Source organism: Noviherbaspirillum sp. Root189, assembly GCF_001428545.1.
Taxonomy (GTDB): domain Bacteria; phylum Pseudomonadota; class Gammaproteobacteria; order Burkholderiales; family Burkholderiaceae_D; genus Noviherbaspirillum.
In genome coordinates, this window is the sequence record NZ_LMHZ01000078.1 from 88,903 (window position 1) to 113,258 (window position 24,356).

Annotated in this window: 21 protein-coding genes; 13 read left to right on the forward strand and 8 right to left on the reverse strand. The window is 56.9% G+C overall.

Features of this window, described 5'->3' with window-relative positions; genetic code table 11:
• Window positions 1-30 precede the first annotated feature (30 nt).
• The 10 genes from ASE07_RS26805 to ASE07_RS26850 all read left to right on the forward strand — a co-directional run bounded on the left by ASE07_RS26805 (window position 31) and on the right by ASE07_RS26850 (window position 9,633).
• On the forward strand, window positions 31-813 hold the full coding sequence (locus tag ASE07_RS26805) for a sulfite exporter TauE/SafE family protein (protein WP_057293873.1): 783 nt from the start codon (window positions 31-33) through the stop codon (window positions 811-813).
• The gene (locus ASE07_RS26810) at window positions 813-3,356 is read left to right on the forward strand and encodes a heavy metal translocating P-type ATPase (RefSeq protein WP_057293874.1); all 2,544 of its coding nucleotides are present in this window, start codon (window positions 813-815) and stop codon (window positions 3,354-3,356) included. Before ASE07_RS26805 ends, ASE07_RS26810 begins: the two co-directional genes overlap by 1 nt.
• Before the next feature lie 11 nt (window positions 3,357-3,367).
• Window positions 3,368-3,565: a cbb3-type cytochrome oxidase assembly protein CcoS gene (gene ccoS / locus ASE07_RS26815; protein ID WP_057293875.1), complete on the forward strand. Its 198-nt coding sequence runs from the start codon at window positions 3,368-3,370 to the stop codon at window positions 3,563-3,565.
• 452 nt (window positions 3,566-4,017) lie between these two features.
• Entirely contained in the window at window positions 4,018-5,445 is a 1,428-nt protein-coding gene (gene ccoN / locus ASE07_RS26820) for a cytochrome-c oxidase, cbb3-type subunit I (RefSeq protein WP_057293876.1), read from the forward strand.
• A gap of 13 nt (window positions 5,446-5,458) precedes the next feature.
• The gene (gene ccoO, locus ASE07_RS26825; RefSeq protein ID WP_156397078.1) at window positions 5,459-6,076 is read left to right on the forward strand and encodes a cytochrome-c oxidase, cbb3-type subunit II; all 618 of its coding nucleotides are present in this window, start codon (window positions 5,459-5,461) and stop codon (window positions 6,074-6,076) included.
• Between the two features lie 2 nt (window positions 6,077-6,078).
• Complete coding sequence (locus ASE07_RS26830) at window positions 6,079-6,261, forward strand: cbb3-type cytochrome oxidase subunit 3 (protein ID WP_057293878.1); 183 nt, start codon at window positions 6,079-6,081, stop codon at window positions 6,259-6,261.
• The gene (ccoP, locus tag ASE07_RS26835; protein ID WP_057293879.1) at window positions 6,254-7,183 is read left to right on the forward strand and encodes a cytochrome-c oxidase, cbb3-type subunit III; all 930 of its coding nucleotides are present in this window, start codon (window positions 6,254-6,256) and stop codon (window positions 7,181-7,183) included. Before ASE07_RS26830 ends, ccoP begins: the two co-directional genes overlap by 8 nt.
• Before the next feature lie 72 nt (window positions 7,184-7,255).
• Window positions 7,256-8,650, forward strand: a complete 1,395-nt coding sequence (ccoG, locus tag ASE07_RS26840) for a cytochrome c oxidase accessory protein CcoG (protein WP_057293880.1) — start codon at window positions 7,256-7,258, stop codon at window positions 8,648-8,650.
• Window positions 8,651-8,703: 53 nt separating this feature from the next.
• Window positions 8,704-9,237 (forward strand): FixH family protein, encoded by a 534-nt coding sequence (locus ASE07_RS26845; RefSeq protein WP_057293881.1) that lies wholly within the window; start codon window positions 8,704-8,706, stop codon window positions 9,235-9,237.
• Window positions 9,238-9,393: 156 nt separating this feature from the next.
• Window positions 9,394-9,633: a hypothetical protein gene (locus tag ASE07_RS26850; protein ID WP_057293936.1), complete on the forward strand. Its 240-nt coding sequence runs from the start codon at window positions 9,394-9,396 to the stop codon at window positions 9,631-9,633.
• A 78-nt stretch (window positions 9,634-9,711) separates the two neighbouring features.
• On the opposite strand, the gene fnr is transcribed toward ASE07_RS26850, so the two are convergent.
• The 7 genes from fnr to ASE07_RS26885 form a co-directional block, all read right to left on the reverse strand.
• Complete coding sequence (gene fnr, locus ASE07_RS26855) at window positions 9,712-10,419, reverse strand: fumarate/nitrate reduction transcriptional regulator Fnr (protein ID WP_057293937.1); 708 nt, start codon at window positions 10,417-10,419, stop codon at window positions 9,712-9,714.
• A 275-nt stretch (window positions 10,420-10,694) separates the two neighbouring features.
• On the reverse strand, window positions 10,695-11,120 hold the full coding sequence (locus ASE07_RS26860; RefSeq protein WP_057293882.1) for a hypothetical protein: 426 nt from the start codon (window positions 11,118-11,120) through the stop codon (window positions 10,695-10,697).
• Between the two features lie 14 nt (window positions 11,121-11,134).
• Window positions 11,135-12,151: an alpha-ketoacid dehydrogenase subunit beta gene (locus ASE07_RS26865; RefSeq protein WP_057293883.1), complete on the reverse strand. Its 1,017-nt coding sequence runs from the start codon at window positions 12,149-12,151 to the stop codon at window positions 11,135-11,137.
• 10 nt (window positions 12,152-12,161) lie between these two features.
• A complete protein-coding gene (locus ASE07_RS26870) occupies window positions 12,162-13,124 on the reverse strand; it encodes a thiamine pyrophosphate-dependent dehydrogenase E1 component subunit alpha (RefSeq protein ID WP_057293884.1) in 963 nt (320 codons plus the stop codon).
• Between the two features lie 371 nt (window positions 13,125-13,495).
• A complete protein-coding gene (locus ASE07_RS26875) occupies window positions 13,496-14,155 on the reverse strand; it encodes a hypothetical protein (protein ID WP_057293885.1) in 660 nt (219 codons plus the stop codon).
• A gap of 347 nt (window positions 14,156-14,502) precedes the next feature.
• On the reverse strand, window positions 14,503-15,846 hold the full coding sequence (locus tag ASE07_RS26880; protein WP_057293886.1) for a GAF domain-containing protein: 1,344 nt from the start codon (window positions 15,844-15,846) through the stop codon (window positions 14,503-14,505).
• Entirely contained in the window at window positions 15,843-16,340 is a 498-nt protein-coding gene (locus ASE07_RS26885) for a hypothetical protein (protein WP_156397082.1), read from the reverse strand. The genes ASE07_RS26880 and ASE07_RS26885 overlap by 4 nt, the downstream gene beginning before the upstream one ends.
• 141 nt (window positions 16,341-16,481) lie before the next feature.
• Here ASE07_RS26885 and ASE07_RS26890 point away from each other — a divergent pair, with 141 nt between their 5' ends.
• Entirely contained in the window at window positions 16,482-17,198 is a 717-nt protein-coding gene (locus ASE07_RS26890; RefSeq protein WP_057293888.1) for a pseudouridine synthase, read from the forward strand.
• A gap of 120 nt (window positions 17,199-17,318) precedes the next feature.
• Window positions 17,319-19,682 carry a DUF1631 family protein gene (locus ASE07_RS26895; RefSeq protein ID WP_057293889.1) on the forward strand — a complete coding sequence of 788 codons (2,364 nt, stop codon included), beginning with the start codon at window positions 17,319-17,321 and terminating at the stop codon, window positions 19,680-19,682.
• Between the two features lie 239 nt (window positions 19,683-19,921).
• On the opposite strand, the gene ppnN is transcribed toward ASE07_RS26895, so the two are convergent.
• Window positions 19,922-21,244 (reverse strand): nucleotide 5'-monophosphate nucleosidase PpnN, encoded by a 1,323-nt coding sequence (gene ppnN, locus ASE07_RS26900; RefSeq protein ID WP_057293890.1) that lies wholly within the window; start codon window positions 21,242-21,244, stop codon window positions 19,922-19,924.
• A gap of 382 nt (window positions 21,245-21,626) precedes the next feature.
• Here ppnN and ASE07_RS26905 point away from each other — a divergent pair, with 382 nt between their 5' ends.
• Window positions 21,627-24,308 (forward strand): sensor domain-containing phosphodiesterase, encoded by a 2,682-nt coding sequence (locus ASE07_RS26905; protein WP_057293891.1) that lies wholly within the window; start codon window positions 21,627-21,629, stop codon window positions 24,306-24,308.
• The last annotated feature ends 48 nt before the right edge of the window (window positions 24,309-24,356 follow it).

A 24,356-nucleotide genomic window follows, 5' to 3' on the forward strand; every position in this document is an offset into this window, starting at 1 on the left:
GCCTCAAACCTGCTCACAGTTGGTGAAAACTTGTCCCTGATTCCGTTCTTACTTGTTGGCTTGCTTGGTAGTGTGCATTGCGTCGGTATGTGCGGCGGGATTGTCAGCGCGTTTTCGGTGACATCGCGCCGTCGCGTAATTCCCATCGCACCTATGGCCGCTGCGCAGATGGCAATGCCGCAGTCCGCGGTGTTCGCTGATGTGATGCGCGTGACCGCCTATAACGCCGGTCGCCTCACAAGTTATGCAACAGCCGGCGCAATCGCTGGTGGACTCGCCCAAAGCCTGTCCGCCTTGTCCTTCATGTCATCCCTGCAGGCGATTCTTTATCTGCTTGCAAACCTGATGCTGGTCGCGCTGGGGCTGTATCTGATGAATGCATGGCAAGGGCTGACACGGCTTGAAGCAGCAGGTCGCGGCCTGTGGAGCCGGTTGCAGCCGCTGACCAAACAATTGTTGCCCGCCGATAGTTTCGGCAAGGCGCTTGCCCTGGGCGGCCTCTGGGGGTGGGTGCCTTGCGGCATGGTCTACAGCGTCCTGATGAGTGCGATGCTGGCCGGATCCGCGGTGCAGGGAGCGGTCGTGATGTTTGCATTTGGCGTTGGCACGCTGCCCGCACTGCTGGTGATGGGCCTGTTTGGGGCGCAATTGCAACGGGTATTGCATCACCGTCATGTGCGCATGGCCAGCGGGATCATCGTGCTGCTGTTTGGCATTCTCGGTCTTTACCGCACTGCGCACGGTATGACACCGGCATGGCTGGAGGCAATCTGCGTGACGTCTTCCAGCCCCTCATTTCACTGGGGGCACTGATGGGTACGTTAAGCAACAGCGAATACAAAGATGACTCGTCCTGCTTTCACTGCGGCTTGCCCATTGCGCATGGCGCAACGTGGTCAGTGCGCATTGCCGACGTAGAACGAGCCATGTGTTGCCCCGGTTGCGAAGCGGTGGCCACGACCATTGTGGGCAGTGGTTTGTCCGATTACTACCTGAATCGCGATGGCTACTCAGCCAACGGCGGCACGACGTCTTTGGTACCTGACGAGCTGCGCCTTTACGACACGCCGGAAGCGTTGCAGCAGTTCGCAAGCCAGTCAGACGATCCGGATTGCCGCGATGCGGTGTTGTGCGTTGAGGGCATACGCTGTGCCGCCTGCGTCTGGATGATTGAGCGCCGGCTTTCCACCGTTGCCGGCATCGTCAGTTACAACCTGAATGTGGCAACAGGCAAGCTGCATGTGCGCTGGAAAGAATCCGTCGCCAAACCCAGCGCTATCCTCATCGCGATACGTGAAGTTGGTTACGTTGCCTATCCTTTTGATGCAGCCGTCCATGGCCAGCAATTGCAGCGCGAAGGGAAAACGCTGTTCCGCCAGTTGTTCGTTGCCGGCTTGTCGATGATGCAAGTCATGATGTACGCGGTCCCGGTGTACCTGGCAACCGATGGCACGCTTGAAGCCGACATGGAAGCGCTGATGCGTTGGGCCAGTCTGCTATTGACGATTCCCGCCGTGGTTTACTCGGCCCAGCCTTTCTTTCGTGGCGCATGGCGCAATCTGAAAAACCGGATGCTGGGGATGGATGTCCCGGTGGCCTTAGGTATCGGCGCTGCTTTCCTTGGTAGTGTGGTCGCGACAGTGACCGACAAGGGCGATGTGTATTTTGATTCGGTGACGATGTTCATCTTCCTGTTGCTGTGCAGTCGCTACCTTGAATTTATTGCACGACGCAAAGCGAGCTCCGCGCTCGATACCTTGCAGAATGCCTTGCCGGCATCGGCGTCGCGCATCACCGGATATCCTCAGGATCGCCAGGAAGAGGTGATTCCCGCCGCACGCCTGGTTGAAGGCGATGTACTGATCGTGAAGCCGGGCGAAGCCATCCCTGCCGATTGCGTCGTGCTCGAGGGGCACTCCGAAATCGATCTGTCATTGTTGAGCGGCGAGAGCAAGCCGCAATCTCGTGGCCCCGGTGACGAGATTGAAGGCGGGGCGGTCAATGCGACGCAGCCCGTTGTCGTCCGTGTCACCAGGGTAGCGGTTGACAGCACCCTGTCACGCCTTCTTAAGCTGATCGAAAGCGCAGGGCAGGCGAAGCCGACCTTAGCGGTATGGGCGGACAAGGTTGCGACGTGGTTTGTTGCCGCGCTGCTGCTCTTTTCGATTGCCGTGTTCTGTGCTTGGCAATGGATTAACCCAACACATGCCTGGCCGATTGCCATTGCGGTGCTGGTGGTGTCCTGCCCTTGCGCACTGTCGCTTGCGACGCCAAGCGCACTAGCCGCCGCTACCGACCGCTTGCTGCGACAGGGGGTGCTCGTCTTGCAATCCCATGTGCTGGAAACCTTGCACAGGACGACGCATATTGTTTTTGACAAGACTGGCACACTGACAACCGGCAAGCCCTCAGTGCGTGACTTGCGCGTACTTGGTGCGTCCGGCCGGATCGAGTGCCTGCGCATCGCTGCTGCGCTGGAAGCCGGCAGTGCGCATCCGCTGGCGCATGCCTTGATCGAAGCAGCCAATCGCGAGACCCGCGGGCTGGTCGGGTCGGTCGGTCTCGTCGCCAGCAATGTCGATAGCGTTGCCGGCAAAGGGATCGAGGCGGTTATCGGCGGTCACCGGTACCGGGTGGGCTCCGCATCCTTCGTGGAAGAGTTGAGCGGCCAGGTGCCGGCAGCGGTGCAGGCAAGTCAATTTACTGCTGTCTACCTGGGCGGCGAACAGGGATGGCTCGCTCGCTTTGAGCTGGCCGATCGCATTCGTGATGACGCTGCCGATGTCATCCGTCACTTCCAGGCATTGGGAAAGCAGGTCATCCTATTGAGTGGAGATGAGCAGGAAGTGACATCGGCGGTGGCCCGCGAACTGGGTATTGCTGTCGCTTATGGCCAGTGTCTTCCGGCGGAAAAGCTGGCATTTATGCAACGCTTGCAGGAACAGGGCCACCTCGTTGCCATGGTTGGCGATGGCATCAACGACGCGGCGGTGCTGCGCGCTGCCGATGTATCGTTCGCCATGGGAACCGGTGCCGCGCTTGCGCAGACGCATGCCGACGCGGTGCTGCTCCATGGACGACTTGACGCAGTCGCGGACGCCATGCGCGCCGCCACGCAAACCATGGCGGTGATCCGGCAGAACCTTGCCTGGGCAAGTTTGTACAACCTGGTTGCTATTCCTGCAGCCGCCGTCGGCCTGCTCAATCCATGGCTGTCCGGCATCGGCATGTCGCTGAGTTCGGCCGTGGTGGTGATCAATGCCTTGCGCTTGCGAAGAATACCCAAGGCGCGCTTCAAAGCAGGACACCGGCCCGTTCAGGAAGCGGTGCTTCCTCCCATCGTCAGGAATGCATAGAAAGAATCATCATGGAAGCCCTCTATCTTCTCGTCCCCATGAGTGTGCTGGTTGTGTTTTTTACTATCTGGCTATTCTTCAATGCGTCGGATGGCGGGCAATTTGATGATCTCGTCGGTCCCGCCATGCGTATCCTGCAGGATGATGACAGTGCCGATGCAGCGGAGGTGATGCCTGTCACGGAGAAGGAAGCACGGCACTCGTCGTGAGTGTCGTGGCGGTTGATAGGGCTGTTGCTTTCCTATGGCACATGCCTGAGCACGGTGCCAGATTAAATAAATGGCATCTCAAATTGCGGCTTCCGGTTCCCTCCCCCTCTTAGGGGGAGGGTTAGGGTGGGGGTGCGAAGATCGAGCAAGCGCCTGCTTCTGCATAACCACTTTACCCCCATCCCAGCCTTCCCCCTAAAAGGGGGAAGGGGCCGTCCAGTGATGTGCGCTAGTCTGTGCTAAGTCCGGCTGTTATAAATCACATCAATGCATGCACTTTCCGGAAGCGAAACAACCCATAAACTTACTCATACATACGAACACTGCAGTCATCCTGCAACTGTTTTTCACTCTCTCCGCAGCACTCGGACGAATTTGACTCAGGTCAAGGTTTTTAGAGGTTCGAACTCGTACTCTCCTTCCATCGTGTTAGCAAAACCTGGAGATCGTACGTGGATACATCGCTCAACTATAACTACAAGGTCGTGAAGCAATTCACGATCGCAACGGTAGTATGGGGCGTGGTCGGTATGCTGGTCGGCGTGTTCATCGCCGCACAGCTAGCCTGGCCCGCCCTGAATTTCGACATCGCATGGCTTTCCTATGGTCGCTTGCGCCCCCTGCATACCAATGCGGTGATCTTCGCATTCGGTGGTTGCGGATTGTTTGCAACCTCCTACTACGTGGTTCAGCGTACCTCGCAGGTTCGTCTGTTCTCCGATCGCCTTGCCGCCTTTACCTTCTGGGGTTGGCAGGCCGTTATCGTGGCCGCTGCCATTACACTGCCGCTGGGTATGACCTCCGGTAAAGAGTATGCCGAACTCGAATGGCCGATCGATATCCTGATCACACTGGTATGGGTATCGTATGCGGTTGTATTTTTCGGCACGCTGGTCAAGCGTAAGGTCGCCCATATCTACGTCGCAAACTGGTTCTTCGGCGGCTTTATCCTGGCTATCGCACTGCTGCACCTGGTCAACAGCGCGGCAATACCGGTGTCGGCGACCAAGTCCTACTCGGCCTATGCAGGTGTGCAGGATGCGATGATCCAGTGGTGGTACGGTCACAATGCCGTGGGTTTCTTTCTGACTGCGGGCTTCCTTGGCATGATGTATTACTTCATCCCCAAGCAGGCTGACAAGCCGGTGTACTCCTATCGCTTGTCCATCGTGCACTTCTGGGCACTGATCTTTACCTACATGTGGGCAGGCCCGCACCATCTGCACTACACCGCATTGCCTGACTGGACACAGTCGATCGGCATGGTGTTCTCGATGATCCTGCTGGCACCATCGTGGGGTGGCATGATCAACGGCGTGATGACATTGTCCGGCGCCTGGGACAAGCTGCGCTCCGATCCCATCCTCAAGTTCCTGATCGTGTCGCTGTCGTTCTACGGCATGTCGACCTTCGAAGGCCCGATGATGTCGATCAAGACCGTCAACGCGCTGTCGCATTACACCGACTGGACCGTAGGCCACGTCCATGCCGGCGCCCTTGGGTGGGTTGGCTTTATCACCATGGGCTCGATCTACTACCTGTTGCCGCGTTTGTCTGGCAAGACCGAGATGTGGAGCGTACGCCTGATCGACGTGCATTTCTGGATGGCGACCATCGGTATCGTCCTTTACATCGCATCGATGTGGATTGCCGGTGTGATGCAGGGCCTGATGTGGCGCGCGGTCAATGCCGACGGCACCCTGACCTATACCTTCGTTGAATCGGTCAAGGCAACTTATCCCTACTACGTCATTCGTTTCAGCGGCGGTCTGCTGTATCTCGGCGGCATGATTCTCATGGCGTACAACACGTTCATGACTGTGCGCGATGGCAAGGAGGTCTCCGCACGTATCCCTTCAATTGTGCCGGCACATGCCTGAATCAGGAGCAGTAATGAAAAAGTTTTCACATGAAATGATCGAGAAGAACCCCTGGCTGTTGATTGCACTGGTGGTTCTCGTGGTCAGCGTCGGCGGCCTGGTCGAGATCGTGCCGCTGTTCTTCCAGAAATCGACGACCGAACCGCTCGCTGGATTAAAACCTTATTCGGCGTTGCGCCTGGCGGGTCGCGATGTGTATGTGCGTGAAGGTTGCTATAACTGCCACTCGCAGATGATCCGTCCATTCCGCGCCGAAACCGAGCGTTACGGCCACTATTCGGTCGCTTCGGAGTTTGTGTATGACCGTCCGTTCCAGTGGGGCTCCAAGCGTACCGGCCCGGACCTGGCGCGCGTCGGTGGACGTTACAGCGACGAATGGCACCGCACTCACCTGAACAACCCGCGTGATGTCGTTCCCGAGTCGAACATGCCCGCCTATCCGTGGCTGGCAACTGCCAAGGTTGATCCGCTGTCCGTCGCGCCAAAGATGCAGGTGTTGCGCAAACTGGGCCATCCGTATAGCGATGAAGAAATCGCCAATGCAGCCAAGGAAGTGGAAGGCAAAACTGAACAGGATGCGCTGGTCGCTTATCTGCAAGGCATGGGCATTCAGATCAAGGCAAAGAGGTAATCATGACGTTCGAACAGTTTATTTTTGATGCGCGCAGCGTGGTGACGGTACTGTGCTTCCTCACCTTCGCAGGTATCGTCTGGTGGACCTATATCGCGCACCGCCGCACGGATTTCGATGCGGCCGCCAATCTGCCGTTCGCTGACGAACCGGCTATCGATACAGCAGGGGAAAAACATGTCTGACTTTACCAATGAATTCTGGAGCGGCTACGTCGCCGTCCTGACCATACTGGGAATTGCGGGATGCGCAATCCTGCTGTGGGTACAGTCCAGGGTGAAGATTATTGTTCCGGAAGGCGAATCTGCCGATTCTACCGGCCATAGCTGGGACGAGGGCCTGACCGAACTCAACAACCCGATGCCACGGTGGTGGATGTGGCTGTTCTATATCACTATCGTGTTCAGCATCGGCTATCTCGTGCTGTATCCCGGCCTTGGTTCATTCAAAGGCAAGCTGGGCTGGGAGTCGACTGGTGAGTATCAGGCGGAACTGGCCAAGGCGGAAAAGGACTATGGCCCGATCTTTGAAAAGTATCTGCACCAGGACCTGAAAGTGGTTGCGGCCGACCCGCAAGCGCATGCAATCGGCGAGCGCCTGTTCATGACCTACTGCGCGCAGTGCCATGGTTCCGATGCCCGCGGCAACAAGGGTTATCCCAATCTGACCGACAAGGATTGGCTGTACGGTGGCGAACCCGACATCATCAAGACTACCATCCTGAAAGGCCGTAACGGCGTGATGCCACCCATGGGTGCCGCTTTAGGTTCGGACAAGGATGTGGAGAATGTCGCCCACTACGTGCTTAACCTGTCCGGCTCGACTTCCGATCCGATCAAGGTTGCGTTCGGCAAGGATAAGTTTGCGGCCTGTGCAGCATGCCACGGCGCGGGCGGCAAGGGTAACCCGGCGCTCGGCGCGCCCAACCTGAGCGACAAGATCTGGCTGTACGGCGGCAGTGCCGACACCATCATGGAAACGATCCGCAAGGGTCGCAACAACACCATGCCGGCATTCCATGACTTCCTCGGTGAAGGCAAGGTCCATGTATTGGCTGCCTACGTCTGGGGCTTGTCCAACGACAAGGCGCTGGTCGCCGAGAAATAAAACCTTGTAATCCGATGTTCTCGGCCGGGCAGGCATCAAGCTTCCCGGCCACATCAAGCAAAGAGTGAAATAATGAGCGAACCCGCTGTCAAGGTTTCTGTCGTCACCATGTATGAGGCACGCCAGGAAATCTATCCGCGCGAAGCCAAAGGCTGGTACGCGAACTGGCGCTGGCTTTGTGTGTGGCTGACCCAGCTCGTCTTCTACGGTTTGCCATGGATGTCGTGGAACGACCGCCAGGCGGTCCTGTTTGATCTGGTATCACGGAAGTTTTACCTGTTCGGCATCGTGCTGTGGCCACAGGATTTTATTTATCTCGCGCTGTTGCTGATCGTCTGCGCTTATTCCCTGTTTTTGTTCACGGCGGTTGCCGGCCGGCTCTGGTGCGGCTATGCCTGTCCGCAAACGGTCTACACGGAAATCTTCATGTGGATCGAGCGCAAAATCGAAGGCAGCCGCAGCGCACGCATGCGCCTTGACCGCCAGCCCCTGAGCGTCGACAAGTTCGTGCGCAAGTCATCCAAGCATCTGGCATGGGCTGCGGTCGCACTGTGGACTGGCTTTACTTTCGTCGGGTATTTCACCCCGATCCATACGTTGGCCGGCGAAGTCGTAAACCTGGGGCTCGGCCCGTGGGAATGGTTCTGGATCCTGTTCTACGCATTTGCCACCTATGGCAATGCGGGCTGGATGCGCGAGCAGGTATGCAAATACATGTGCCCGTATGCTCGTTTCCAGAGCTCGATGTTCGACAAGGATACGCTGACCGTTACCTATGACGCCAAGCGTGGCGAGCCACGCGGCGCCAGGACACGCAAGGCGGACGCGTCGGCATTGGGTTCCTGCATCGATTGCTCGATGTGCGTACAGGTCTGCCCGACCGGCATCGATATTCGCGATGGCCTGCAATCCGACTGCATCGGCTGTGCGGCATGTATCGATGCGTGCGATTCGGTGATGGACAGGATTGGCGCGCCGCGTGGCCTGGTGCGTTACTCCACCGAAAACGCAATGGAAAAGGGATTGAGCGCCAAGGACATTCGCCGGCGTGCCATGCGTCCGCGCATATTGATTTACAGCGCAATCCTTGCACTGATCGTGCTGGCATCGTTCGGGTCCCTGCTCGGACGCACACCGGTGAAGATGGACGTGATCCGCGACCGTGGCGCAATGGGACGTGAGGTGGAAGACGGCATTATTGAAAACGTCTACCGTCTGCAAGTCATGAATACGGATGAGCAGTCGCATCGCTTCCGCATTTCGGTTGCCGGTATCGACGGCATTGCACTGGCCACACCTGTGATGGTCGAACTGGAGGGGACCGCGTCGCGTGGTGTACCTGTCAGAGTGCGCGTGCCGCACGGCAAAGGCGAAAAAGGATCGAACAAGATTCAGTTCGAACTGGTTGCGGTTGACGACGAACGTTTGCAGGTGACAGAAAAAGCGGTTTTTTTCGTACCACGCTAAGCAAGGTTAAGCACAGCGACGTACCGCAAAACAAGGTTAAAGAAGGAGTAGAAATGCGTAACAATATTCGATCCGGAACGGCAGCGACTGCGGCAAAGCCCTGGTACATGCACCGTTGGCCCTGGCTCATCATGCTCGGCCCGACGGTCGTCGTGGTAGCAGGGGTACATACCACATGGGTGGCCTTCACCCAGCAGGATGCACTGGTCGTCGACGACTATTACAAGGAAGGCAAGGTCATCAACCAGGACTTGAGTCGTGATCGTATCGCTGCCGACATGCGGCTGCAGGCCGGCTTGCGTTATGACCCGGCCGCAGGCATGCTTTCGGGAACGGTGAATGGACTCGGAGATGCCGCGACCGGCAAACTGACCATCAGATTGGTGCATTCGACCCAGCCTGAAAAGGACATCAACCTGCAGGCGAGCCCCGGCCGCGATGGCGCTTTCCAGGTTGCGTTGCCCATGCTCGATATGGCACGCTGGCAGGTCTTGATCGAAAGCGAGCGCCGCGACTGGCGCTTGCATCAGGTCTGGGATTATCCGAAACAGCGCTCGGTGAGCATTACCGCCGACGCTACCAAGTAAGCTAACGGGCATGACTTCATTCCCGGATTTACGAAAGAATTCCCGAAGCTGGGAATTGATGGCATGGCTCGATGGGATAACCCGAACGAAAACAGCGGCGGTACAACGAAAGCGCGTTAACGGATTAGCGCGCCAGACGGGATGGAGGATGCCGAAATGGCAAGATTGATTATGGTTGTGTTGTGGCCGTCGTTTCTGATTGCCATTGTAGCCGAAGGATTTTTGTTTTCCCTGTTCGACCCGCATGACCTTGCCCTTGTCGGGAACCATATCGAGGTGAATCCCCTGGCGGTATACACCATCGGATTTTTCAGTATCTGGGCATTTTGTTCGCTGGCGAGCATGCTGACCTGCTATCTGCTGGCCGTTCCCAACGATAAAAAGATACCGTTTTAGATTTTAGATAACGGACACTCAGGGCTTCGCAAGACCGAAATAGCCGTAGCGGGCTCCCGGTTCAGAGCAGGGAACCGCTCAGGCGCAGGTTTTGGTACCAGCGGCAACTTCTTTCAGCGTGGCGGGATCAACCAGTTCCACTTGGCGGTTGCTGACCTTGATCCAGCCGCGTTTCTTGAATTTTGACAAGAGACGGCTGATGCTTTCGATGGTCAGGCCAAGGTAATTCCCGATCTCTTCACGCGTCATGCGCAACTGGAAGTCGGTGGACGAATAACCACGCACCGAGTAACGGGACGAAAGATTAGTGAGGAAGGCGGCAAAACGCTGTTCCGCGCGCATGTTGCCCAGCAGGAGCATGACACTTTGTTCACGTGTGATTTCCTGGCTCATCATGCGATGGAAGTGGCGCAGCAGGACGGGCATGTCACCAAACAGGCTTTCCAGGCGCGAGAACGGGATCTCGCAGACTTCGCTGTCTTCCAGCGCGATCGCATCGCAATGATGGCGGTCGGTGCTGATCGCGTCCATGCCAAGCAGTTCGCCGGCCATCTGGAAGCCAGTCACCTGCTGGTCGCCGCTGGGATTGACCTGGTGGGTCTTGAAATGGCCCAGGCGGATTGCGTACAGGTTGGTGAAGGGGTCGCCTACGCGATACAGATGCGTATCGCGCGCCACCTTGCGACGACGGCCGATGATCTGGTCCAGCTTGTCCATGTCGTCTTCCTTGAGGCCGGTGGGCAGGCAGATCTGGTGCATGCTGCAGGCCGAGCAGCGGGTGCTCATGGCGGCGCGGCTAGATGTTGTCGAAGGTGCTTGGGCGATGGCGATGTTCATGATGGCAGACCTGTTATCCTGATTAGCAGTTGCAACCACTAATGCAAGCGCTGTGCCATCTTGTGCTGCGCCCTGTTTTTCGGGCTGATATTTGCCGCAAGCCCGCTTGTGGCTTCACAAATCGCTCTGTGCAAATGATTTCGTGCCGGCTTGCTAGACCCCGCGCGATTCCCGAATGCGGGAACCGGCGGTCGCTCCCGTATATCCACCCCCTCGGCCTCCCTTCAGCGTCCCTTCAGGTTCAGAAAAATATTGGCCGCAAAAGCGATAATCCCGGCGGCAGCAAGTATTTCCGAAATGGCAAGCACCGGCACCACCGACCGGCTTCCGCTGACCACGAAGCCAAGTGATACCGCCATGACTGGCAAGGACACGTTCGCCAGCCAGAAATGCACCCGCGCCAGCTTGCTCGATCCCGCGCTCGGAAACACGCTGTAGATCAGGCCCGCCAATGCCATCGTGGCCCAGCCAAGCAGGTTGACATGGGCGTGCACCGGACGCATGGTGAAGTCTTCGCTTGCGCCCATCATGATGCCCATTCCGACACCAATGATCAGGTAGATCACTGCAAGTTTGAGCCAGATGACACCGACCGGCGAAAAGGATGTCGTCGACGGGGTAACAGGAGAAGCAGCGGAAGTGGTTTGCATGATGGTCTCTCGTATCAGGTGGTAAGGGTAAGGGCTTCGGGTTGAACTTCAGGCTGGATAGGGCGCAAGGCGATTTTTCCCATGAGCTTCGATACGCTGGCAATGATGGCGTCCGGTTGCGGTATAAACGCCTGCTCAAGCATGTAGCTGGACGGCGCGGGCGTATCCGGTCCGGTCAGGCGAAGCACCGGGGCCTTTAATGCGTCGAAGGCATGTTCGGTAATGATGGCGCTGATTTCTGCGCCGACACCGCACATGCGGCTGGCTTCATGCACGACCAGCACGCGTCCGGTCTTGCGGGCCGAACGCAGGATGGCTTCCTCGTCAAGAGGCTTGAGCGAGCGGAGATCGATGACCTCGGCAGACACGCCTTGCGCCGCGAGCTGTTCTGCGGCCTGCAGGCAGGTATTGACCATCTTTGCGTAAGAAATAATAGTGACGTCGGTTCCCTCGCGCGCCACGGCAGCCTTGCCCAACGGGACCAGCTGTTCGTCTTCGGAAACCTCGCCGGGCACATAGCCGAGTGCCATGTCGACAAAGAAGAGAACGGGATTGTCGTCCCGAATGGCCGACTTGAGCAGGCCCTTGAAGTCGGCTGCGTTCGACGGCATGACGACCTTCAGTCCGGGGCTGTGCACAAACCATGCTTCCAGGTTGTGGTTGTGCTGCGCCCCGACGGTCCAGCCGCAGCCGGTCATGGCGATCACCACCATCGGAAAGGCGAACTGGCCACCCGATATATAACGCAGCTTGCCTGCGCTGTTGACGATCTCATCCATCGCAAAACAGAGAAAGGGCGCGAACAGCAGGTCAACCACGGGACGCAGGCCGGTCGCTGCAGCACCAGCCGCGGTGCCGGCGATGATGCCTTCGGCGAGCGGCGTATTACGCACGCGCAGCTTGCCGAATTCATCGACCAGGTCCTTGCGCTTGGTGGCGACACCTTCGCCGAACATCAGCACGCGCGGGTCGCGCCGCATTTCTTCGGCCAATGCCTGACCGATGGCTTCATTGACTGTAATCTGGGGCATCTTTTACTCCTTATGCGTAAACATCGGTCGTCAGCTCTGACGCATCCGGGAACGGCGAATTTTGTGCAAATGCTGCGGCTTGTTCTATCGTCGCCGCCACCCGCGCTTCGATCTGCGCAATATCAGCCATGTTGATTTCGCCGCGTGCCAGCAGGCGCTGCTGCAACTGCGCGATGGGGTCCCTGGTGCGCCATTGCGCAATTTCCGCCGGATCGACATAGGCCTGGTCATCCGGCTCGAAGTGACCGCGCAAACGGTAAGTATAGGTTTCGAGCAGGAAGGGCTTGCCCGTCTGATGAATGCGTGTAATTGCTTCCTGCGTTGCCTGGTACACCGCCTCGACGTCATTGCCGTCGACGGTACGGCTTTCCATGCCATACCCCTTGGCCCATTCGCTCACATGGTCATTAACCATTGTTTCCTTGCGATGCACATAGGCTTGCCACTGATTGTTTTCGCAGACATAGAGCACTGGCAGGTTCCACACCGTTGCCAGGTTCAGCGACTCATGAAAAATGCCTTCGCAGGCTGCGCCATCGCCAAAAAAGCATGCCACGATGCCGCTCTCCTTCAACATGACCTTCGACAGTGCCACACCGGTTGCCAGTGACAGCTCGCCGCCGACGATGGTCGATGTGAGCAGCACGCCGAGTTCTTTCGCCGAGATATGCAGTGAACCGCTCTTGCCCTTGCAATAGCCGGTGCTGCGTCCCATCACTTCGGCCAGCATGCGGCCCGCATCCGCACCGCGTGCCAGCAAGTGGCCGGCACTACGATGGTTGGTCAGGATACGATCGTCTTCGCCCAGTGCGCGCACAACGCCGACCGCCGATGCTTCCTGCCCGACCGAGGTGCATGTGCCTGCGCCGCCGCCGGCCGCTTGCATGACATTGACTTTGTCTTCATAGGCCCGGATCAACATCATGCATTCCAGCATGGATACGGGACCGCCGTCCTTGGTGATCTTGCTCATGTTCGTCCTTCCATGTTCATCCGACATTCGGAATGGGGACGAAGTCTACTGCGGAGCAGGGCTCAGAAGATCATGCCGGGAGGGGCTTAAGATATTTTTAAGGTTTATTGAATGAAGTTTTAAGGTTTGGCGATTTATTAGTAGCTTGCAGGCATTTAAAGCGGTGGATGCAGGGAAATTTCAGGGCGCTCTGTTGACACCGATGCTCTGCGCCGGTGAATCTGGAGCGGGATATGGCCTGCGGTAGCAGGTTTAATAGCGAGTATTCAATCTCGAACCCTGTAGAGGACAGCAAGGCGGCAGCAATATTGGCAATGGAAGGGCATTCAGATCTGAAAAACCTTGCGAGGCGGAGAGATCGGAGACGGGAATCAAAATACGGATTTCATCGAGGCTTGTCCGACCAGGCGTCGGGCGGGCGCTTGGCTCAAAGCATTGAAGGCCTGCGGCTGGAACACGTAATGCCAGGTGGCGTTACGATAATACATAAAGTTGAATGCAACCGGATTCACACCATGACCCAGTGCTCCGCCGCCATACTCATCGAATCCTGCGAATGAAATAACCGGACGCCCCTGAGCGTGGATTGCCGCCCAAACGCGATCGTCATCGGGATGCTGGTTGTGATAGACCCGCATATAGGCCGCACCTTTGGGCGAATCCGTTACCACAAATGCGCAGCCATTCATGCCTGCCGTGAATACAAAGTTTGAAGCTGGATTGACTCTCAAGACATCTGTATAGCCCGGCAAACCCAAACCTGCGTGATAAGGCACCCAGTAAGCATCGATGCCGCCATGCGCCACGAAGCGAGCTTCGACAGTATCCACGCCGAGACCCATGAACCCGCCAAGCGGTTCGAAATCCATGCGGCAGGCCCCCAATGCATTGGCTGCGCTTGCAAGGGCGCCATTAGTTCCGCCGCCGCCAGATTTCATCAAGCCTTCGAACCATCCCTTGATATCTACCGAATAGGTGTTGATAAACCCGAGCGGATTGGCCCGTAACATAGCATTGTATTTCAAGGACATGTGTTCTCCTTTGGCCACAGGGTGCCACGAAGCTTGGGGTTGAAAAATCCGGAGGCCAAAGATTTTTTGGATGAATGGATGAAACCGGACAGTGGTTTTTCTGAAGGGCAATGTTCGTTTGAATCGGCAGGCAAGTCTATATCAAAGTTGTAAAAATGGAAATATCTGTGCCTATCTAGGATTGGGAGAAGCTGCAGGTTTTTTGGCGCAATAAGTCACCGTAAACAGAACAGAATGCTTCCCAGGGAAAGTGAAAAAGAACGTTGAAATCAAAGGTCTTGTTTTCCGTGCCCATGTCAACCGATACACCGCAAGGCGCATCATGCAGTGGCACGGCGCAATGCTGCTTACGCGTACTCTTCCAGCAAACGGATCGGCCGGTCCACGCGTAACCTGAAGCGCCCGCGCCCGGTCTTTTCAATCCGCACAGCTGCATCGCGTTCCACCAACCGCTTGCCGAGCAACAGCAGGCGTGCTTCAAGGTTGTCGCTGACATCGGGCAGGCGTATCCGGCCGTCGACGCGCAGCTCGCGGTTGGTAAATTCCGTGCGTCCCTTGTCCGCGTAGTCGCGTAGCAGGGTCCAGAAAATCGAACCCGCCACGCCCTTGATCAGGTAATCGTCACCGAGAAAGATGGAATCGTTTTCAGCGAAACGACGGATGCCCAGCGGCGTACCGCGTGGTTTGGGTGAAGCCGGTGTCATCGCGGGGGTTTCTTCCACGGTATCGGCGGCCATCTGCAACAGATGCATTGACAGGCCGAGTTGATGCGCCAGGCTGACGAGGGCATCTTCGTCGTCATAGGTAAAGCGCAGGTCCTGGGGACTTTCGACGTACAGTACGCCGAGCAGGCGCTGGCCCGCCATAATGGGTACGGCCAGTTGACTGCGCGGCGCACATAGCCCGGGAAGAGGGATTTCGGTTTCCAGTGCGGATGCCCAGTCGCTGTGGGCCGCGCTTTCGCGTACCGCGCGACTGTAGGCGTATTCGGCATTCATGTGCCCGATGCGGATCGGCGTGCGCTCACGCGCGGCTACGCCGATCACACCTTCGCCCAGCGGGATTTCCGAACCGACACCTGATGCGTCGTAGCCGTGGCTGGCCACCGTATAGAGTCGCCCCGTCACCGGGTCGAGCACCATGATCATGGTGTAGCCAATGCCGAATTGCTTGTCAAGGCAGGCCAGGGTTTCGGCGAACAGTTTCTCCAGGTCGGTGCACGCGGCCAGCCGTTCAGTGCAATTGCGCAGTGCCGACAGCAAACTCCGTTGCGGTGCAGGCGGTGGAAGCGATTCTCCCGGAACCGGCTGAATCTGATGAACCCGATAGATATCGGCGCCGAGCAGGCGGAAGATGCCGCTCATGCCGGTATGCGACGCGATGCCGGCGAGCTTGGCTTTCATGCTTTCGAATAGCGGTCCGGCGGTCTCGGTACGCAGGTATTCGAGCGACAAGCGGTACTGCCTAACCGTCACGGGATTGGTAACGACCAGGGTGGCCCGCGGATTGGCCATGATGTTCTGGCGGGTCTTGTTGAAAAACTGATAGGACAAGGCGACATGGTCGCTGTCGACGAACTGGACCTGCGACAGATAAGCGACATTCGGCATGCCGTCCGGCGACGCGGTTGCCATCGTGCCTGGAATGACGCCTTCCAGGCATTCGCGTATGGCGTCTACCTTGAGTGTCATGCCGTGGCCTGCAAGGGTTCGCCGGCTTTGGGACCGGGGGTCTGCGAATACGCCTCGCAGGGTGTAAAGCTGAGGCTGACCAGGTCGGCCGGAGGGCAGGTCAGCAGGGTCCGGACCAGGATTTCCTCAAATCCCAGTGGTTCCAGTTCGCGCGAAAAGGCGCCTCGGTAACGCTCGACGATGTGGATATCGCCAGCCTGCAAGCCACCGATCTCGGCGTCGCGGCCTTTAAGCTGGACGGTTTTATGGGTGGACGGCTCACTGAAGACGACCGTCACCATGCAGTTATCGCGTATGGCCCTCAGCACCAGGGCGCCTTGCGTGGCGGACAGGAATACGGTGACCTTGCAACGATCCGGAGCGACCCGGCAGCCGGTCGCGCGGACCAGCGTCGGCACCAGGTCGCGGTCGCAGGCACCGATGCAGATGGATACCCCGCCTTGCAGGAAAGCCGCATGACGGACATCGACCAGGGGTTCACGCTCAAAAGTCATGGAAACTGGCTGGAAAAAGCATGGAAAATAGGGTTTTTTCACTGCTTTGGTGAGCATCATCATACCGGCGAACAGCCCTGCAGTCACCTGTTTGCAGCGCGGTATCGGCCACGAATCGCACCTTCTGGTACAGTTCCGCCCATGAGCAAATTGAGCCTAGACCGTATCCTGCAATCGCAGGGATTCGGCACCCGCAAATGGTGCCGCGAACTGATCGCCGACGGGGAAGTGTCCATCGGCGGTGAGGTCATCAAGGATTACCGCACCGTCTTCGAGACGGACGGCCTGTCGTTTACCATTTTTGATGAAGACTGGGAATACCGGGAGCACGTCTATATCGCCCTCAACAAGCCGGCAAATTTCGAGTGCTCGCGCAAGCCCAGCCACCATCCGGGCGTGCTGACGCTGCTGCCCGAGCAATTCACCTGGCGTGATGTGCAGCCTGTTGGCCGGCTCGATCATGACACCACCGGAATGCTGCTCATGTCGGACGATGGTGCGTTTATCCACGCCCAGTCCTCGCCGCGCCGGCATGTGCCTAAGCTGTATGTTGCAACGACACACGCTCCGGTCACGGATGCCCTGATCGCGCAATTACTCTCCGGTGTGCAACTGCATGACGAACCCGCGCCGCTTGCCGCGCAGTCCTGTCGCAAGCTCGACGAACACCGCATTGAAATTGTTCTGGAGCAGGGCAAGTATCATCAGGTCAAGCGCATGCTTGCCGCCGCCGGCAATCATTGCGAGGCGTTATGCCGGACCATGATTGGAAAACTCAGCCTGGAAAGTCTTGAGCTTGAGGAGGGCGAATGGTGTTTTCTCGATGCCGCGCAGCTGTCTTTGCTGGCACCTGAATAGTGTGTTTGAGCAACAACGGTGACGATTGTCAAGGAATCGTAATTGTTTCCTGAAATCAAGATGCTACTGGATGGAAATTCCGAATAAGATATAGCTCATTGCATCCCCGGAAACAGTGGTATGGCGGAAACTGAATACAGGCGTCTTCTTCAAGCTGCGCAGGATCGTGCGCAATTCGGCTTTCTGGCCGTGGTCCAGCGCGCGCTGCAGGACGCCGATAAAAATCTGGTTGAATTGCTGGTCAAGGCCAAGTCCGGACTGGATCAGTCCGCCCTGACCGGCGTGCGTCATTTCATCCGTCAGGACGGTAATGTTTTTCTGCGCCGTATCGACACGATGTTTCGCACCAACCTTGATCGTGCCATGCAGACGATGTTCGTCGACCTGCGTCCCGGCATGCGCAAACTCAGTGCCAGCGAACTGTCCCTGATCGACGATGAGGTGGTCAATCACCAGATCGAGGTAGGGCGTCTGGCTGAACGCATGCGTGAAGCCAACGAAGAATGCATCGGCCGTCTCAACGTCATCGTGGCCCAGATCCATGGTCAGCGTGAAGCGAAGGAGCGCGAAAATCCATTCCGTCCATACCTGTTAGCCCGCGCCTTATACGAAGCCATCAAGCAAACAGCGACCGACGAGGCGAATTCCCGCGTTCTGTTCGACCATATCGCAAATGCCCTGATTCCGCATTTGCCCGGTTATTACCAATCGATTCGGGACGTGTTCGAGTCTTCCGGCGTTCATGGAAAATTTGTCATGCAGCGCTCCCGCTCTGCGCATACGCAGCGCTATTTCGGCGGTCCCGGTGACAATTCCACGCAGTTCACGGCGCGATTGATGCCAGGCCTGCAACGGATGCTTGAGGTGTTGCAGGCCATCCCTGCCGGTGCAGTGGCGGGTGGTCCGTCGTCATCCGGCGCGACCGCGATGCCGCCGGACGCTGACGCCTCATCTGTGCAGGACTTTATTCGCAAGATGTTTACGCCAGCGCATTCCTTTCAACTGTCCGGCGGCGGTGCCGCCAGGGTGCACAGGGAATCGGCAGCGACGATCAATCCGTTAGTCAGTCAGCTCAATGCTTATCAAAGCCTTGCATCTCAAGGCCAACCGGTCGATCCTGCTGCGGCCGGAACGCAGAACCAGCTTGCTGTAGTGCGCGAGTGCATGGACATGCAGAAGGCGTCCATGATGGAACGGATGACCGTGGATATCGTGGCCATGCTGTTTGAAATCATCCTGGACGATGAACAGATTCCGGCCGAGTTGCGTCAACACATCGGGCGGTTGCAGATTCCGATCCTCAAGGCAGCCGTGATCGAACCGGACCTCATGCATGACGATGCGCATCCCGCGCGCCTGCTGCTTAATCGTATGAGTTCCGCGTCGGTGAATGTCGATCCCGCTTCCGCAGACGGAAAGCAACTGGTCGGTGAAATCGATCGTGTCGTCAGCCGGATACTGAAGGAATTCGATGCCGATGTATCGATCTTCGCCGACAGCCTGCTCCAGTTCGAACGTTTCCTGGTCGATTTTGTCCGCCAGGACGATAGCCGGACCATACAGGCAATCGAAGCGGTCGAAGCCGCCGAGAAGTTCAGTATTCTGCTCAACAACACCATGGACACCTTGTGCGAAGTGTTGTTGCGGCTCAATGTCGATAAGCGGATATCCGATTTCCTTATCCGTCTCTGGCCGCATGTGCTGGTGCATGCGGCATGGAAGGACGTGGAAGAAGGGCGCCAGTCTTCCGCGCCGGATTGCCTTGCCTTGCAATATCGCAGCCTGTTGCCGGAATTGTTATGGAGCGTTCAGGAAAAGCGGGCGCCGGCGGACCGCTCCGCACTGATGCGGATCCTGCCCGGCATGGTCAAGCGTTTCCGTGAGGCGCTTATGCTGATCCAGTTGCCCGAGGAGGAAGCCAAGGAGATCCTCGATATTCTGATGGAGATGCATACACAGGTACTGCGAGGTACCGTGAAAACCAGGGATACGGATCTCGTCGGACTGGAGGAGCTTCAACAACAGTTTGCCCGCCTTGTCGTGTCATGGGAACGTGTGTCATGGGGCCTCGGCGATCCACCTCAGGCGCGTGCTTCGGTAATCGAACAGGTCTTCGCCAAACGCGGCGTCGTTGCTCAGCAAAACCTGGGAATGGGTACAGCCGGCACGTCACAGGCCGACCGCGAATTTCTGACGCAAACCTATTTGCTCGGTACGCGCGTGCAGTTCATGCACGGACGCGGTAGTGCTGAAGCTGAGACTGATGGCGGTACACCGGGCCAACTGGTATGGATCAGCACCCACCGCTCGTTGTATCTCTTCAAGCAGGAAAGCGATGCAGGTCTGGTCCTGTTTAGCTACTCTTCCTTACTGGAAGCCTTACGCGACGAAACGGTCTTGCCGCTGGAGTATGCGCCGGTATTCGAGAGAGCCGTTGAATCGCTATTGTTCGGGGCCGGCAAACTGCAGGACATGTCGGTCTGAAGCCACTCTGTCGTTCCAGTCACGTTGGAGCAAGGACGCGTGCGACGCACCCTTGCTCCAACCTCCGCACATGCTTTGGCAGGAGTTATACCAATCCCAACCCATAACGCACCATGAGATCGCGTCTTTTTTCGGGGGCGCCGAGCCGTCTGCCTGCGTTGCACTCGTCGTCAATAGCCCGCTATTGACTCCTCCTGCGCCTTGCCAGTCAAAAAAATCCATCGATCTCATTTGTCACGTTACAGGTGCTGCGCAACAAACGATGCCAGCAACGCATCCATCGGGCCCATGATGCTCGTGTCGCCATGAATCTCGAATACGCCATGCTCTTCAATGGCGCGAATGCCCTGGTCTTTCACGTTGCCTGCCACAACCCCGGAGAACGCGCGCCGCAGGTTGGCGGCCAGCAGATGGGTTTCCTGATCCTTGTGTAGATGAAGGTTGCGCATATTTTGATGCGTCGGGACGAAGGGCTTCTGAAATTCCTGATCGATCTTCAGCAGCCAGTTAAAGTAATAGGCGTCACTGCGTACTTTCCTGAATTCCCGGACAAGCTTGAGCCCGGCCTGCATTTCCTGTGCAACCTGCGCCGGGTCATCTATGATGATCTTGTAGCGCTGCTGTGCCTGCGGTCCCAGCGTCAGACCAATGAACTGGTCGATCTGGATGAAATATTCACGCGCGGCTTCGGGACCGGTAAAGATGAGGGGAAAAGGTTGTTCCTCGTTTTCAGGATGCAGCAGGATGCCGAGGATATACAGGATTTCTTCAGCCGTGCCCGCTCCGCCAGGAAATACCACGATCCCGTGTCCGGTGCGGACGAATGCTTCCAGACGTTTTTCGATATCGGGAAGGATGACAAGATCATTCACGATTGGGTTGGGCGATTCGGCGGCAATGATGCCGGGTTCGGTCAGGCCGAGATAGCGGCCGTTGTTGATGCGCTGCTTGGAGTGGGCAATCGTGGCGCCTTTCATCGGCCCTTTCATCGCCCCCGGCCCGCAACCGGTGCAGATGTCGAGCGATCGCAGGCCAAGTTCGTAGCCTACTTTCTTTGTGTAGTCATACTCCTCACGTGATATCGAATGTCCACCCCAGCAGACAACCAGGTTCGGATTCGTCAGCGGTCGCAATACTTCCGCATTGCGCAGGATATGAAATACCGCATCGGTCACCCCCTCGGAGGAGCTCAGGTCAAAGGTTGGATTGTCGATGATCTCATCATTAACAAAGATCACGTCGCGAAGTACGGCAAACAGATGCTCATGAATACCCTTGATCATCTTGCCGTCCACAAAGGCGTTTGCGGGCGCGCCCTTGATGTCGAGCTTGATGCCGCGCTCGCGCTGAAGGATAGAGATATCAAAGGATTTGTACCGCTCAAGCAATTCCTTGCCGTCATCCAGCGCGTTTCCGCAATTAAGCACAGCCAGGGAACAGTTGCGAAAGGTGTTGTACAAACCGCCCTGGCTGTTATCGAGCAGTCGCGCTACCTCTGCCTTGGACAGGATTTCCAGACGGCCTTCAGGAGAAATCAATGTGTCGACGACGTGATGATCCATATTTTGATTTGATTTGTATGAACTGTTCTTGACTAAAGTAAGGCGTTGATGTGCCGCCATGTTCTAGCTTAGGCGTAGATGGCACGGTTTCAGTATACCGGTGCTGCCGTAAGGAAGCATGTCCTTTTTCCGTGGCCAGCGCATCCATTGACGAGCCGCAATATGGCAGCGCTGACGATGCAATCGAATGCCGCTTTATCGTACGGCAGACCGGACAGCACTGAGTTGGATCACGCCGGGCATGCTTGGTGCGAACAATCGGTGTCAGGTTGCGTCGAAATGATATTGACCATGGCTCGCCAGGTATCGTCAGGTATCGCCGTGACCAGGATCGGATACGGAGGCGCAGGTTGGCTATCGCTGAGCCATCTTTGGGGGACGAATGAAACGGACTGGCCACATCGACGAGGCTCTTCGTCTCGAGGCGCTAAGAAGCTGCAATGTTCTCGACACCGGCGCGGAAGCCCGGTTCGACGAAATCACTGAGCTTGCCGCCAACATTTGCGGTACGCCAATGGGAGTGCTCACCCTGATTGACGAAAAGCGCCAGTGGTTCAAGTCCCGCATCGGTATCGAGGTGCAGGAGACTCCCAGGGAAATCGCGTTTTGCCTGCTCACTGTCGCCGAGGCCAAAACCACCGTCATCCGCGATACATGGGGCGACCCCCGCTTCGCGAAGAATCCTTTCGTTATTGGTGAGCCCTACATTCGCTTTTACGCGGGAACGCCGTTGATGATGAGCGACGGGAACATCCTGGGAGCGCTCGCCGTACTTGCTCGTGAAGCACGCGACCTGTCCAGCGAACAGCGCAGGGCACTTGAAATTCTGGCGCGCCAGGCTGTTGCCCAACTTGAATTGCGCAGAAGCCTGAGCACCCTCGGCAGCGCGCTTGAGCAACTTGGCCGGTCCGAAGACGAACTGCGACTGTCGCATGGCGAACTGGAAAAACGGGTATCGGAGAGAGCCGCGGCCCTAAAGGATCTCAACTTGATTTTACAACGGCAAATCGCCGACCGTACCGCTGAAGCACAAGCGTCGCAAGCCATTATCGACAGTCTTCCCGGCATTTTTTATTTGTTTGACCGGGACGGGCATTATCTTCGCTGGAACCGCAACCTCGAAGCGATTACCGGCTATAGCGCGGAAGAAATCCGGCGGCTGCATCCGCTTGACCTGTTCAGTTCTCCGGAAGACAAGGCGAGGGTTGCTGAACGTATCGAGCAGGTACTCAAAACTGGCGCTGCAACGGTCGAGGCAGATATGACCGTGAAGTCCGGGGAGAGAATTCCGTATTTCTTAACCGGTGTCCGGATTGAAATCGACGGAAAACAATGCATAGCAGGCCTCGGTGTCGATATCACTGAACGCCTGAAAGCTGAAGAAGCGCTTCGCTTACGCGATCGCGCAATCCAGGCCAGTGTCAATGCCATCGTTATCACTGACCTCAACGGTAACGTCGAGTATGCCAATCCCGCATTCGAGCGAATCACCGGTTATACCAATGAAGAACTGCTGGGACGCAATTGCCGTTTCCTGCAAAGAGACGATACTGCGCAGGCGGGCATTGCATCATTGCGACGCGGTATTGCGCAGCGTGAAGAAGTATCCGCCTTGCTGCGCAATTATCGCAAGGATGGCACGATGTTCTGGAACGAAATGCATATTGCTCCGGTACGAGACGCCGATGGCGTCGTCACCCACTTTGTGGGCGTGCTCAACGACATCAGCGCCATCAAATACTATGAGCAGGAACTGCAGCGGCAAGCAACCTTCGATACCCTGACCGCACTGGTTAATCGCAATGTACTAAAAGACAGGCTGCGCCAGGATATTGCCGCAGCTGCGAGAGCGAAAGAATGCCTGACGGTAGGTTTTCTCGACCTGGATAACTTCAAGTTCATTAATGACAGCTTGGGCCATCCCGTAGGCGACGAACTGCTCAAGAGCGTTGCGCAAAGGCTGGTGAGCTGCCTGCGCGGCAACGATACGATCGCGCGGTATGGCGGCGATGAGTTTGCCTTTGTCATCTATGGATGTAAGGATGAAAAGATGATAGCGGCGCTGATGAATCGCATTCTGCGTACCATTGATCGGCCTTTCGATATTGAGGGTCACAGGTTCTTTGTCAGCGGCAGTATCGGTATCAGCTTTTATCCCAAGGATGGCAAGGATGTGGACACCTTGCTTAAAAATGCCGATGCGGCAATGTACCGTGCCAAGGAAAAGGGGAGGAATAACTGGCAACCTTACATGCCGGCGATGAATGAAAGGGTAAAAGAAAGACTGTTACTGGAATCCCGGCTGCGGCAGGCAATGTCGGGCAATGAATTTCTTCTTTACTATCAGCCGAAAGTCAGCCTGAAAACAGGACAGATTGTTGGTGTCGAAGCATTATTGCGCTGGCAGTCGCCGCAAGGACACATCATCGGTCCTGCCTCATTTATTCCGCTTGCTGAAGAGACCGGGCTTATTGTTCCGATCGGCGAGTGGGTATTGCACACGGCGTGCGCGCACGTCAAGACCCTGGCGGAAACAGGGCTGCCGCCCCTGCGCGTTGCCGTTAACATCTCCGCGCGCCAGTTCGGGCCAAAGACGCTCAAGGACCTTGTCGGCCGGGCATTATCCTCTTCCGGATTGGCGCCGTCGGCGCTTGAGCTTGAACTGACCGAAACCCTCGTCATGCAAAATCCCGAAGATGCAATCGGAGTGTTGCTCGATCTTAAGGACATGGGGCTGCGATTGGCGATTGACGATTTTGGAACCGGTTACTCAAGCCTGAGTTATCTGCAACGTTTCCCTGTTGACCATCTGAAGATCGATCAGTCTTTTGTGCGTGACATTGGTGCCGACCCGAACGACGCGATCATTGCCCGCGCGGTCATTTCACTCGGGCACAGCCTGGGCATGAGTGTGATCGCAGAAGGCGTATCAAATGACGGTCAACTGAGCTTCCTGCGTGAAAACGGGTGCGATGAAATGCAAGGATTCCTGTTCAGTCACCCCATCCCAATTGATGAATTGAAAGGGTTGCTGCAAAAGGGGCATGGACTGTTTACGCATTAGCAAAGTTGCGGGAAAAGCGAAAAATTTGCGATAGATAAGATAGATGAT

Coding starts and splice junctions, on each gene's coding strand:
- ASE07_RS26810 (WP_057293874.1), top strand. CDS start 813: ATGGGTACGTTAAGCAACAGCGAATACAAAGATGACTCGTCCTGCTTT.
- fnr (WP_057293937.1), bottom strand. CDS start 10,419: ATGAGCACCCGCTGCTCGGCCTGCAGCATGCACCAGATCTGCCTGCCC.
- ASE07_RS26905 (WP_057293891.1), top strand. CDS start 21,627: ATGAAACGGACTGGCCACATCGACGAGGCTCTTCGTCTCGAGGCGCTA.
- ASE07_RS26890 (WP_057293888.1), top strand. CDS start 16,482: ATGAGCAAATTGAGCCTAGACCGTATCCTGCAATCGCAGGGATTCGGC.
- ASE07_RS26875 (WP_057293885.1), bottom strand. CDS start 14,155: ATGTCCTTGAAATACAATGCTATGTTACGGGCCAATCCGCTCGGGTTT.
- ASE07_RS26885 (WP_156397082.1), bottom strand. CDS start 16,340: ATGACTTTTGAGCGTGAACCCCTGGTCGATGTCCGTCATGCGGCTTTC.
- ASE07_RS26865 (WP_057293883.1), bottom strand. CDS start 12,151: ATGCCCCAGATTACAGTCAATGAAGCCATCGGTCAGGCATTGGCCGAA.
- ASE07_RS26845 (WP_057293881.1), top strand. CDS start 8,704: ATGCGTAACAATATTCGATCCGGAACGGCAGCGACTGCGGCAAAGCCC.
- ccoG (WP_057293880.1), top strand. CDS start 7,256: ATGAGCGAACCCGCTGTCAAGGTTTCTGTCGTCACCATGTATGAGGCA.
- ASE07_RS26850 (WP_057293936.1), top strand. CDS start 9,394: ATGGCAAGATTGATTATGGTTGTGTTGTGGCCGTCGTTTCTGATTGCC.
- ASE07_RS26830 (WP_057293878.1), top strand. CDS start 6,079: ATGACGTTCGAACAGTTTATTTTTGATGCGCGCAGCGTGGTGACGGTA.
- ASE07_RS26870 (WP_057293884.1), bottom strand. CDS start 13,124: ATGAGCAAGATCACCAAGGACGGCGGTCCCGTATCCATGCTGGAATGC.
- ASE07_RS26860 (WP_057293882.1), bottom strand. CDS start 11,120: ATGCAAACCACTTCCGCTGCTTCTCCTGTTACCCCGTCGACGACATCC.
- ASE07_RS26880 (WP_057293886.1), bottom strand. CDS start 15,846: ATGACACTCAAGGTAGACGCCATACGCGAATGCCTGGAAGGCGTCATT.
- ccoS (WP_057293875.1), top strand. CDS start 3,368: ATGGAAGCCCTCTATCTTCTCGTCCCCATGAGTGTGCTGGTTGTGTTT.
- ccoO (WP_156397078.1), top strand. CDS start 5,459: ATGAAAAAGTTTTCACATGAAATGATCGAGAAGAACCCCTGGCTGTTG.
- ppnN (WP_057293890.1), bottom strand. CDS start 21,244: ATGGATCATCACGTCGTCGACACATTGATTTCTCCTGAAGGCCGTCTG.
- ccoP (WP_057293879.1), top strand. CDS start 6,254: ATGTCTGACTTTACCAATGAATTCTGGAGCGGCTACGTCGCCGTCCTG.
- ASE07_RS26895 (WP_057293889.1), top strand. CDS start 17,319: ATGGCGGAAACTGAATACAGGCGTCTTCTTCAAGCTGCGCAGGATCGT.